Annotated in this window: 13 protein-coding genes; 7 read left to right on the top strand and 6 right to left on the bottom strand. The window is 46.0% G+C overall.

The features are described 5' to 3' along the window. Nucleotides 1-133: 133 nt before the first annotated feature. The gene (locus tag PN462_RS12900) at nt 134-346 is read right to left on the bottom strand and encodes a hypothetical protein (RefSeq protein ID WP_272128679.1); all 213 of its coding nucleotides are present in this window, start codon (nt 344-346) and stop codon (nt 134-136) included. 286 nt (nt 347-632) lie between these two features. Between PN462_RS12900 and PN462_RS12895 the strand changes: the two genes are divergently transcribed. After that, nucleotides 633-857, top strand: a complete 225-nt coding sequence (locus PN462_RS12895; RefSeq protein ID WP_272128678.1) for a ferredoxin-thioredoxin reductase variable chain — start codon at nt 633-635, stop codon at nt 855-857. Nucleotides 858-967: 110 nt separating this feature from the next. Here PN462_RS12895 and petD read toward each other — a convergent pair whose 3' ends face one another. After that, nucleotides 968-1,450 carry a cytochrome b6-f complex subunit IV gene (gene petD, locus PN462_RS12890; RefSeq protein WP_272128676.1) on the bottom strand — a complete coding sequence of 161 codons (483 nt, stop codon included), beginning with the start codon at nt 1,448-1,450 and terminating at the stop codon, nt 968-970. 147 nt (nt 1,451-1,597) lie between these two features. Further along, nucleotides 1,598-2,266: a cytochrome b6 gene (gene petB / locus PN462_RS12885; protein ID WP_272128675.1), complete on the bottom strand. Its 669-nt coding sequence runs from the start codon at nt 2,264-2,266 to the stop codon at nt 1,598-1,600. 298 nt (nt 2,267-2,564) lie between these two features. Here petB and ctpA point away from each other — a divergent pair, with 298 nt between their 5' ends. Next, nucleotides 2,565-3,803 carry a carboxyl-terminal processing protease CtpA gene (gene ctpA / locus PN462_RS12880; RefSeq protein WP_334310454.1) on the top strand — a complete coding sequence of 413 codons (1,239 nt, stop codon included), beginning with the start codon at nt 2,565-2,567 and terminating at the stop codon, nt 3,801-3,803. Nucleotides 3,804-4,018: 215 nt separating this feature from the next. On the opposite strand, the gene PN462_RS12875 is transcribed toward ctpA, so the two are convergent. Both PN462_RS12875 and cysH read right to left on the bottom strand, forming a co-directional pair. After that, a complete protein-coding gene (locus tag PN462_RS12875) occupies nt 4,019-4,195 on the bottom strand; it encodes a hypothetical protein (protein ID WP_272128673.1) in 177 nt (58 codons plus the stop codon). A 71-nt stretch (nt 4,196-4,266) separates the two neighbouring features. After that, nucleotides 4,267-5,025, bottom strand: coding sequence for a phosphoadenosine phosphosulfate reductase (gene cysH, locus PN462_RS12870; protein WP_272128672.1), 759 nt, complete (start codon nt 5,023-5,025; stop codon nt 4,267-4,269). Nucleotides 5,026-5,281: 256 nt separating this feature from the next. On the opposite strand from cysH, the gene ychF reads away from it, so the two are divergent. Beyond that, nucleotides 5,282-6,373 (top strand): redox-regulated ATPase YchF, encoded by a 1,092-nt coding sequence (gene ychF / locus PN462_RS12865; protein WP_272128671.1) that lies wholly within the window; start codon nt 5,282-5,284, stop codon nt 6,371-6,373. A gap of 112 nt (nt 6,374-6,485) precedes the next feature. Here ychF and PN462_RS12860 read toward each other — a convergent pair whose 3' ends face one another. Continuing rightward, nucleotides 6,486-7,388 (bottom strand): alpha/beta fold hydrolase, encoded by a 903-nt coding sequence (locus PN462_RS12860; protein WP_272128670.1) that lies wholly within the window; start codon nt 7,386-7,388, stop codon nt 6,486-6,488. Between the two features lie 102 nt (nt 7,389-7,490). Here PN462_RS12860 and PN462_RS12855 point away from each other — a divergent pair, with 102 nt between their 5' ends. The 4 genes from PN462_RS12855 to PN462_RS23550 form a co-directional block, all read left to right on the top strand. Beyond that, the gene (locus PN462_RS12855) at nt 7,491-8,264 is read left to right on the top strand and encodes an ABC transporter permease (protein ID WP_272128669.1); all 774 of its coding nucleotides are present in this window, start codon (nt 7,491-7,493) and stop codon (nt 8,262-8,264) included. Nucleotides 8,265-8,269: 5 nt separating this feature from the next. Further along, nucleotides 8,270-10,402 carry a sensor histidine kinase gene (locus PN462_RS12850; RefSeq protein ID WP_272128668.1) on the top strand — a complete coding sequence of 711 codons (2,133 nt, stop codon included), beginning with the start codon at nt 8,270-8,272 and terminating at the stop codon, nt 10,400-10,402. A 116-nt stretch (nt 10,403-10,518) separates the two neighbouring features. Next, a complete protein-coding gene (larE, locus tag PN462_RS12845; protein WP_272128666.1) occupies nt 10,519-11,337 on the top strand; it encodes an ATP-dependent sacrificial sulfur transferase LarE in 819 nt (272 codons plus the stop codon). 250 nt (nt 11,338-11,587) lie between these two features. Continuing rightward, nucleotides 11,588-11,690: MerR family DNA-binding transcriptional regulator (locus PN462_RS23550; RefSeq protein WP_443029113.1), on the top strand; the 103-nt coding region annotated here is incomplete at its 3' end.

The raw sequence follows: 11,690 nt of genomic DNA, 5'->3' as shown, positions 1-11,690 counted from the left end.
TTCCGCCCCCTTACAGCTAATCCGGTCTAGAGAAACGACCAGTAGTGTTAATCCGCAATACCCCTGGAGAGCTATTCGCAGCTACGGGAAGGTTATCTCTCCCCACTCCCTCACCTCACGAAGTAGGTGGGGGTCATTGAATATTGATGGATTGAGGCCCGCCATTTTGGGAGTTGCTGGGGGAGGGGTTGGAGGTGGGGACTTGGCCGCCTTGTTCCTCTAGCCAACTTTTGAGGGGGTCTTCGTTGAGGTTGAGACGTAATGCTCCGGCTAATACTCCTCCCATAAAAGCAATGGGTTGCTGCATGAATTCTTGGCCTAGGGGGGTCAGTTCTTCAAAGAACATAGTTTTTTGGGGTTTCCTTAAAATTACTTCACACTTTTCTGGTGATTATAACGTTTTCAGATGGGTTGAGGTTGACTTCTCCACGCTTTGAAAAACGTGGATTCTAAAAGGAGGCTACGCAACGGGTTGAAAACCGCCAACTCTCAACTCTCCACTATCAACTCTCAACTATCAACTCCCCCATCTCCCGACGTTCCCAAGGTATGCAACAATAATAAAGGCAAAGTTCGATTCAGGTCGGGTTTTGCTGTCTGTACTGTCACGCTTGAGGGAGAGAGACACTTTTATGAATGTTGGCGATCGCATCAGAGTTAAAGAGTCTGTGATTGTCTATCACCATCCAGAACACAAAAAAGAACCTTTTGATATTAAAGGCTTAGAAGGCGAGGTGATCGGTATTTTAACCGAATGGCAGGGAAGACCCGTAAGTGCCAATTTCCCGATACAAGTCAAATTCACGAAGAAGTTTCGCGCTCATTTGCGAGAAGATGAAGTGGAAAAAATTGCTTAATATCTAAGTTCGGTCGCTATCGCACCCCCGAATGAAAATACCTGCGATCGCGCTTTAATATGGCGATCGCAGGCTTTTTTTACTCTTTTCGACGTTAAGCCCGTATGGGGTTAGAACAAGCCTAACGTTAAAGATTCGTCTAAAGGATAGGTCGCGCCAGCCCCTAACCAAAGGGTGACAACGGTCCCAATCAAAAACACCGCAGTGGCCACAGGACGACGGAAGGGATTTTGGAACTTATTCACATTTTCAATAAAGGGAACAAGAATCAATCCTAGGGGAACTGCGGCCATAGAGGCAATTCCTAATAATTTGTTGGGCAGAATCCGCAACAGTTGGAACGTGGGGTAAAGATACCATTCCGGCAGAATTTCTAAGGGAGTGGCAAAGGGATCAGCCGGTTCACCGATCATCGCCGGATCAAGTACCGCTAAACCAACCACCAAACCAATCGTTCCCACAATCACAATGGGGAACGTATAAAGCAGGTCATTGGGCCATGCGGGTTCACCGTAATAGTTGTGACCCATACCCTGCGCCAACTTAGCGCGTAGCTTCGGATCGCTCAGGTCTGGCTTTTTGAGGGTTGACATAGTAAAAAGTTGTCTCCTTAATCTCGATTATTAATTTTAGAATCAGCAAGCGTGGAATTAAGCAAGCCATGGAAGGCAAGGGGATTGATTAAATTGTACTGGAATTGCCCCTTGGCACACCAGTACAATCGCTCCTCCCATCGCACCTTATAAGGGCCCAGAAATTCCTTGCTTCCGAATCATTAAGAAGTGGAACAACATAAAGACAGCAATCAGCCAAGGCAAGACAAAGGTGTGCAAGCTATAGAAACGGCTGAGTGTGGATTGTCCCACAGACGCACCCCCGCGCATCAGTTCGACGAGTTGGTCGCCTACCACGGGAATAGCTGCGGGAACACCGGACACAATATTAACCGCCCAGTATCCCACTTGGTCCCAAGGCAGAGAGTAGCCTGTGACACCAAAGGAAACGGTAATCACGGCGAGAATCACACCCGTGACCCAAGTTAACTCACGAGGCTTTTTGAAACCACCTGTGAGATAGACGCGGAAGGTGTGGAGAATCATCATTAAGACCATCATACTGGCGGACCAGCGATGAATCGACCGGATCAGCCAACCGAAGTTCACTTCGGTCATGATGTACTCAACAGAATTAAAGGCTTCAGCGACAGACGGTTGGTAATAAAAGGTCATCGCAAAGCCGGTGGCGAATTGGATCAGAAAACACACCAGAGTAATTCCGCCCAGACAATAGAAGATATTGACATGGGGGGGAACGTATTTACTGGTGATATCATCTGCGATCGCCTGAATTTCGAGGCGTTCTTCAAACCATTGAAACGGTTTAGAATCGGTGACTTGCTTTGAAAACATGAGGCCAGAAGTCTTGAACAAATAATTGGTGCAGATGTTACGCTGAGAGTCCAGCACAGGCCGGACAAACCATCGGACCTAGAAGGCTAACTAGAAGGCTAAGAATTCTCATTTTACAAGGATTAACCTTAACCTCCTCTTTAAAAAATGTAACATAGGTAGAGGGATGACAGGGGGATCACCGGAAATTTCTCAGAAAATTTTTCGGTAGTGCTGCCCTTCCCCAGTCAATCTTAAAGTTTTGTGTACCATTAATAAATAAGCTCATTTGTGTTTTAGAAAAGCAGGATCAAGGCGAATGCGGAAACGAGGATTCTGGGTTGGACTAGGTTGTGTCTGTTTGGTCACGCTCTCTTGGTTGGGATGGACCCCGCAGGCCAACGCCTTTACAGAAGATCAGAAAATTTTTTTACAAGCCTGGCGAATTGTTAATCAGGCGTATATCGACGACACCTTTAACGATCAAAATTGGTGGTTAATGCGGCAAAACTATCTCCGCAAGCCCTTTGATGACCGAGACGATGCCTATGATGCCATTGAGGAGATGTTAGCCACCCTCGATGACCCCTTTACTCGGTTATTGCGTCCCGAACAATACCGGAGTTTACAAGTCAGTACCTCCGGGGAACTCTCAGGAGTCGGCTTACAAATTGACTTAGCCCCAGAAACTCACCAATTAGAAGTGGTAACACCCATCGCTGGGTCTCCTGCCGAAGCCGCAGGGGTACAAGCCGGAGATTATATTTTAGAAATTGACGGTTTTAAGACCCAAGACATGGCCTTAGATGAAGCCGCCACGCGGATGCGGGGCAAAATTGGGACTTCTGTGGTGTTAACCGTAGAGCATCCAGAGGAAGAAAAAACGGAAAAAATCAAGATAGTGCGCGATCGCATTTCCCTCAACCCCGTCCACGCGCAACTAGACACCGAAAACAGCGACACCCCCATCGGTTACATCCGTCTCTCCCAATTTAGTGCCAACGCCACCCAAGAACTAAAAACCGCCATCCAAAAACTCGATAACCAAGGCGCAGAAGCCTACATTCTCGACCTCCGCAACAACCCCGGCGGACTATTACAAGCCGGAGTCTCCATCGCCCGCCTCTGGATAGACAATGACCCCATTGTCTATACCGTCAACCGTCAAGGAATGTTCGACAGCTTCTATGCAGACCACAACGCCATCACCGACGCACCCTTAGCCGTGCTAGTCAACAAAGGGACCGCCAGTGCCAGCGAAATTGTCGCCGGAGCATTACAAGACAACCACCGAGCCACCCTAGTCGGACAAACCACCTTTGGCAAAGGATTAATTCAATCCCTCTTTGAACTCTCCGACGATGCCGGGTTAGCAGTCACAGTAGCCAAATACGAAACCCCCAACCATACCGACATTAACAAACAAGGCATCACCCCCGACTATGAAATCTCCCAAGACCCCATCACCGTCTCCCAAATTGGCACAGAAGCCGATTTACAGTATCAAAAAGCCGTCAATCTCTTAAAAGGCAACTCTGTCATTGCAGAAGCCACTTAGATGGTAAACCGTAGGGTGCGAAGCGCGACAGGGTAACGCACCCAAAAGAGAAGAAACCGGGTTTCTATTCCCAATGAGAGACTTTCCCCCAACTGGCATTAGTAACCCGGTTTCTCGCCTAAACAGACAACCCAGAAACCCGGTTTCCCTCACCAATTAGAGAATATTACCCCCAACTCGCCTCAGAAACCCGATTTCTCAGCCACCCAATCAAGCTACTGGAGTCCTAACCAAGTAAGAACCCCTTGTCCCGTCAATAACTCAATAATCAACGTTAAACTAAACCCAATCATCGCAGCACGACCATTGAGACGCTCCGCATAGTCATTAAACCCGAACTTAGGCTCAGATAAATCAGGAGTCGCCGTCGGAGTAGGTTGAGAATCAGCCATATTACAATAATCCCTTTGTCCAGCTTTTGTTACATTTCTTTACTTATTTTAAAGGGAAAACGGAAAATTGCTTACAAACTACTTGAATTGAGACTTTCTTCCTCCCCCACCGTCTGCGGTAAATGGAGGCCACATTCCTGCTTCATCCCTTGAAAGCGAGTGTCTCGCTCATGTTGATCATCCGCCATCAGAGGGCGACTCGAATGCCAATCCCCCACCGTCACATAGCCTTGGTCAAAAAGCGGATGATAGGGTAAATCAAAGCGAGTTAAATACTGATAGACATCACGGGAATTCCAATCAAGAATCGGCAAAATTTTGTAAATATTGCCCTGTCGGTTAACATAGCCGAGATTTTGGCGATGGTTGGTTTGATCCTTCCGTAACCCCGCTAACCAAGCCGTCGCCTTTAACTCCTGTAACGCACGCTGCATGGGTTCAACCTTGCGAATGTGGTCATATAAATTCAAAGACTCCACATCCTCTTTTTCCCAGAGTTTCCCGTATTTAGCCTCCATGCGGGCTGGACTCATGGGAGACTGATAAACTTTAAGATTGAGATTGAGGCGTTGGGTTAATTCTTCCGCAAAATTATAGGTTTCCGAAGGTAAATAGCCTGTATCCACCCAAATGACGGGAATATGGGGGACAATTTGCGTAACCAAGTGCAGCATCACGGCGGATTGAATGCCAAAACTGGTACTCATCACCAGTCCTTCTTGAAAAGTATCTGCGGCCCATTGAACAATCTCTTGAGCGTTGGCTGAGGTTAGTTGGGAATTAACTGCGGCTAAATCGACCTGGGTTTGCTCTAGGGTTGCACTCACCATTGTTTCTCCTATATTCCTGCGGCGGTTTCAGGGGTAGCCCAATGTGCGATTTGCCCCCCTGTCCTTACACTCCATAAACAGTGTACAACGAGGGGAGAGTTCAACAAGATGTTCCCAGAGGTGGGGAGATTACGACCGGGCCTCCTGAAAGGGTTGATGACAAACAATTTACTCCCAACGGGATTTTCCCAAATCTTGTTACAGTAGGAGGTTGATGTCTTGATAGTTCGATTGTCCTTTCTCACTTAAAGCACCCATGTTAAGAGCCGGAATCGTTGGATTACCCAATGTTGGTAAATCTACCTTATTTAACGCCCTCATCGCCAATGCCAAGGCCGATGCGGCTAACTTTCCCTTTTGTACCATTGAACCGAATGTAGGCGTTGTCGCGGTCCCAGACTCCCGTTTGGCGGTCCTGGCAGAAATCTCTAAATCGGAGCAAATTGTCCCTACTCGCATTGAATTTGTGGACATTGCCGGATTAGTCAAAGGGGCAAGTCAAGGGGAAGGGTTAGGAAACCAGTTTCTCGCCAATATCCGGGAAGTCGATGCGATCGTTCATGTGGTGCGTTGTTTTGACGATGAAAATATTATTCATGTAGCGGGATCAGTTGATCCAGTGCGGGATATTGAAACCATTAATTTAGAATTGGGATTGTCTGATTTAACCCAAGTGGAAAAACGCCTAGAACGGGCGAGAAAACAGGCGAAAAAGGATAAAGACATTCAGGTTGAGGTAGAAATCCTAGAGCGTCTCGAAGCGGTGTTAAACGAAGGGAAACCCGCCAGACAGGTGGAATTAACGGAAGACGAAGATAAATTAATTCGACCGTTGGGTTTATTAACCCGCAAGCCAATTATTTATGCCACCAATGTCTCCGAAGATGACCTAGCGGAGGGGAATCAATGGGTGGATGCGGTGCGCGAAGTGGCACAAGGGGAAAACGCGAAAGTGGTGGTCGTTTCAGCACAAGTAGAAGCGGAGTTAGTGGAACTTTCGGAAGAAGAAAGTAAGGACTTTTTAGACGCATTAGGGGTGACAGAAGGGGGACTTCAATCGTTAATCCGGGCGACGTATGATTTATTAGGATTACGGACGTATTTAACGACTGGAGAAAAAGAAACCCGCGCTTGGACAATTGTGGCGGGAATGACTGCACCCCAAGCCGCCGGGGTAATTCACTCGGATTTTGAACGGGGTTTTATTCGTGCTGAAACAATTGGTTATGATGATTTAGTGGCGGCAGGTTCAATGAATGCAGCGAAGGAAAAAGGGTTACTGCGTAGTGAGGGGAAAGAGTATGTGGTGAAGGAAGGGGATGTTTTATTATTCCGCTTTAATGTTTAGATTCTGCTTTGGGTTTCACTAGGGTTTTAGGGGGGAGAAACCGGGTTTCTGTTTTAACTGGACTGTGTAACCATTCAACCCTGATAGAAACCCGGTTTCTTGGTTGGAATTGTTAATTGTGAGTTGTTAATTGTTTGAGACAATGGCGAATGAAGCCAATGGTGAGGGCGGGGAGTTCGAGTTGGGGGGTGAGGCCGACGTTTTCTAGTTCGCAGAAAATTTTTACGGTTTCGGGGTTGAGTTGGGCGAGGCGTTTGCCGAGGTTGGGGCTGGTGAATTGGGATTTTTGTCCCCAGAGGAAGGCGGTGGGGATGGTGAGTTGGGGGACGTATTTGGCCAGATCAAAGCATAGGTCGCCTCGGACGAAGGAGAGGGCGGCGTATTCGGCGTTGGGTTGTTGGGCGGATTGGAGGTAGGCTTGGATGATTTCGGGGTAAATGCGTTCTGGTTGGGCGAATTGTCGGGTGCTGAGGAAGTTTTCTATGCCTCCAGAGGTGGCGATGAGGCCCCGGTAGAGGAGGTTATCTAGAAAGGGGGTGTTGATGATTTGGACGATGAGGCTTTGGCGGTAGTCTTGACCGAAGTCGGAGAGGCCGGAGGGGGTGGTGAGGATGAGGGTTTGAAAGAGGTGGGGGGAGGCGACGGCGAGACGGAGGATGAGGGCGGCGGTGAGGGAGGAGGCGATGGCGATGATGGGGCCGTCGGTGGTGGTTTCGATGAATTCTTGTAGGGTTTGGAGGTAGTCTTCGGGTTGGTAGTTGCGTTCGGGATGTTGCGATCGCCCCCATCCCATTAAATCGGGGGCTAAAATGCGATAATCTTCTACGAAGGCCGGATAGACTTTAGACCACTCGTAGGCGGATGAACCGCCCCCAAATCCATGAAAAAAGACTATTGTGGGTTGTTCTGTGGGGGTGTCGGTGTCGCGCCAAGGAGGTTGGCTGGGGGTGTAATAGACCATTCTCCCTAAGCTGGTGGAGATGGATTTTTGTTCTACGCCGAGGGGTTCTAACATGGCTTGATCAGTAATCAGTAATCTGTGATTGGTTATTCGTTCTCAGTTCCCAGTATATTGGGATAACAGAGATGATGGATGATAGCGTCAGGGAAGTTAGGCATGAATTTAGGACGAATTTGGACGGTTGCGGCCAATGGGTTTCAGGAGACAATCCGCGATCGCATTTTATACATTATCCTCTTTTTTGCCCTGTTGTTGGGGTTGGCAACGCGCCTCTTGCCGGAGATTTCGGGGGGCATGAGTGATAAGATTTTGTTGGATTTTGGTTTGGCGGCTTTGAGTTTGTTTAGTGCCATTGTGGCTATTTTTGTGGCAACGGGGTTAATCAATAAGGAGATCGACAAACGGACTATTTTGGTGATGATTCCTAAGCCTATCACTCGGGCCGAGTTCATTGTGGGGAAGCATTTCGGGGTGTGGGCGGTTTTGACGGTGATGGCCGTGGCCATGAGTCTCATTACCTTGGGGTTTTTCGCTTGGTCCCGTGTGCCTTATCCCTTGCCTACTGTTGCTCTGTCGATAGTGTATTTGCTGTTAGAGTTGGGGGTATTGGTGGCGACGGCTCTTTTGTTTGGGGTATTTACGGATAATATTCTCGCTATGTCGTTATCTTTGGGGGTGTACTTAGTCGGCCATTTCAGTAGTGATTTAGTAAGATTAGGAAAGTTAGGTGAAAATGGGGCTATCCAAACCCTCACCCAAGGCATTTATGTGATTCTGCCTAATTTATCTCGTCTCAATTTACGCAATGAGGCGGTTTATGGAGTTTTGCCTTCTACGGGAGACTTATTAGGTAATGCTCTCTATGGTGTGGCATATATGATTGTATTATTAGCGATCGCTGTCCTCATTTTTTCCCGTCGGCAGTTCTAGAGATTATGGTAAGGGTTCAAAAACCTCTACATTGCTTATTCCTGGGCCATTCCCAAGAGGCGATAACGTCGGTTATTCAATCTTTGGAACAAGATGTATTGTTGACTTATGAGATCAATGTTCCCTCTATTGAAGTCCTTAGTCAACAATCCCTTACTGCTTATCAGGCGATAATTGCGATCGCAGCATTCTCGGAAAAGCCTTTCTCTCCCTCCTTTTGCCGCACCCTCAGCCAACTCCGAGATCAACAATACCCCTCTCTCCCCCTTTTCATAGTCATTCCCCCTGTTGAAAATGGACAATTACGGCTATACTGGCAGTCGGGAATCACCGACTGTATTTTTTGGTCTCAGTTGGAGCGATTATCGGCTACCCTTCAATCTTATACTGGCGATTGTTCTCCCGAAATATTTTCTACATCCCTGAATCATTTTGTGCAAGAATTTTGGCAGTTTTCTAACCTCGATGACCGTTTACAGCAAAGTTTAAATTTGCTTCATCAGAGTTTAGCATTAAGTCGGTGCTTTTTGTTGTTACCAGATGAACAACAAAACTTAAAAATCCATTATGTGTCCGCACAAACCCCTTATCAACCCATTTGGTTTGAGTTGCCAGGAATCCCCTCCCACAGTTATCCTGATTCCCTCGAAGCCGGAAAATATCTAGTAATTTCAGAGGGAGAAGAACAAGTCGCGTCACCCATTTATCCCGCCACTCAAGATGCCTGTTTACAAGCCGGGATTTTGATGCCTTTATATTATCAAAATTCTTCGTTTGGGGCAATTAGTTTGCATTGCTGCGATCAGATTCGCCATTGGAGTCCAGAAGAAGTGAATTTGGCGAAAACCATTGCTCAACAATGCGCGATCGCAATTTACCAAAATCATCTCGAAGAAAAATTATATTTCCAACAAAACTGTCTAAAATTACGAGAAAAAATTAGTGAAATTCTCCGCATTTCCTCCCCGTTAGAAACCCATATTCAAAAGATTATTACAACCATTGGAGAAAGCCTTGACTTAGAACGGGTTTTATGGTTTACCTTAGAACAATCAGAAGTCTGGGCCGAATACGAATGGCGATGTGATGACACCATTCCAACTGTGTATAATAGTCGCTTTCCCAGTTTACCTTTTCAAAGCGTTTTAGCCCTAGATCGACAAGATCAAACCCCCCCCTATTTCCTACAAACCAATTATCCGAAATTTTGTAACAATTATCCATATTTTCAGTGCGAGCAGAAGAAATATAAAACCTATTCTATTCTCAGTATTCCCATTGGATTTCAAAATACACTCTATGGTTCTCTAGTGCTACAAACCGTCACTCGTCCCTATACATTTCACCCTGTTGTTATTCAGAAATTGCAAGATATTGCAGACACCCTCGCTCATTATATCACGCGAGTTAAAAATCAAGAAAATATCAAGAAATTAGAACAAGAATATCAGCATAAAAGTGCGCTTTTGTCAACAATGAGCCATGAATTAAGAACCCCCTTAACTGGGATTTTAGGGTTTGCACGGATGCTACTTGAACAAATTTATGGTGAACTCAATGATAAACAAACTCAATACATGAGTGCCATTGTTTCATCTGGAGAGCATTTGCTTCATTTAGTTAATGATTTATTAGATATATCTAAAATTGAAGCCCAACGAGAAGAACTTTATATTGAACCTTTTGCCGTTGAAGAATTGTGTGTTTCATGTCTCTCGATAGTGGAAGAATTAGCTCGTTTACAAGACTTAGAATTAAAACTAGAGATAGATGATAAAATTAAAACTTGTGTTGCGGATCAACGGCGGATCAAGCAAATTTTAATTAACCTGTTATCCAATGCTATCAAATTCACTCAGGCGGGGACAATCGCCCTAAAGGTATATCAAACCCCAGAACAGATTTGTTATGCTGTTATTGATACCGGAATTGGGATTGCACCAGAACATTTAGATGATCTTTTTCAGCCCTTCCAACAAATCAAAAATCCCCTCCAGCGCAAGCATAAGGGAACTGGACTGGGCCTAGCACTCTCGCAGAAGTTAGCACGTCTCCACGGGGGTGATCTCACCGTAACCTCTACCCCCGGAGAAGGCAGTTGTTTTACTCTCTGTTTACCCATTAACAATAAACAATAAACAATCAGCAATAAGCAATAAACAATTAATTATAAATGCTAGTCTGACTAGGGAGGATTTATGAGTTAGAACAAACAACCAACAACAAACAACAACAAAGAACAAAGAAGAAACCTATGCTCAACGAAAAATTAGAACAATTAAGAACCCTATTTGCTCAGATGGAACGAGCATTGATTGCTTATTCTGGGGGGATTGACAGTACCCTCGTAGCGAAAGTCGCTTATGATGTATTGGGCGATCGCGCATTAGCCGTCACTGCCGTTTCCCCCTCCCTCCTCCCCGAAGACTTAGAAGATGCCAAAATTCAAGCAGCAACCATTGGCATTCCTCATGAACGGGTGAACACCGGAGAAATGGACAACCCCAACTATACCTCTAACCCCGTCAATCGCTGTTATTTTTGTAAAAGCGAACTCCACGACACCCTAAAACCCTTAGCTCTCCAAAGAGGGTATCCTTATGTTATTGATGGGGTAAATGCCGACGACTTACAAGACTATCGGCCCGGAATACAAGCAGCCAAAGAACGCGGAGCAAGATCACCCTTAGCTGAAACAGGCATTACAAAAGCCGATGTCCGACAACTGAGTAAACAGTTAGACTTGCCGTGGTGGGATAAACCCTCTCAACCCTGTTTAAGTTCCCGCTTTCCCTACGGAGAAGAAATCACCGTTGCCAAATTACAGCGCGTAGGCCGGGCCGAAATTTACCTCCGTAAACTGGGGTGGACGAATCTTCGCGTGCGTTCTGCGGGGGATACGGCACGCATTGAACTGCCTCCCGAACAAATTACCCAATTTGTTGTCACCACAGACTTACCCCGGTTAGTAGCCGATTTACAAGAGTTAGGCTTTCTCTATGTCACCTTAGATTTAGAAGGATACAAGAGTGGCAAACTAAACCGAGTGTTAGATCACGAACAACTAATTTAATGGTGGTGAGTGATCATTTAGTGAGTGACAAAGGGAACAGAGAACACAAAAGAGGCAAAAGGTTAGGATAGGAGACAAAGAACCCATTCCCAATTACCCATGACCTATTACCTATTACCCAAATGACTCACTTACTCCTCTTTTTAACAACTGTACTCGCTTTACTTGCGCTAGAAGGGGTAACTGACTGAACACAAATTTCTCGCTAAAATTATCTAAATTTACTCATTTTTTATGCTATAATGTATTTATGAATAAGTTTAGTATTTCCGAAGCCGCAAAAATTAAAGGAGTATCTCCCTCAACACTCAGACGTTGGGAAGCAGAAGGAAAGTTAATTCCAGAGCGTACCG

This window comes from Spirulina sp. CS-785/01, assembly GCF_028330525.1.
Taxonomy (GTDB): domain Bacteria; phylum Cyanobacteriota; class Cyanobacteriia; order Cyanobacteriales; family Spirulinaceae; genus JAQMSD01.
Note: the sequence above shows the minus strand (reverse complement) of the source record. Positions and strands in the feature narration are given on the sequence as shown.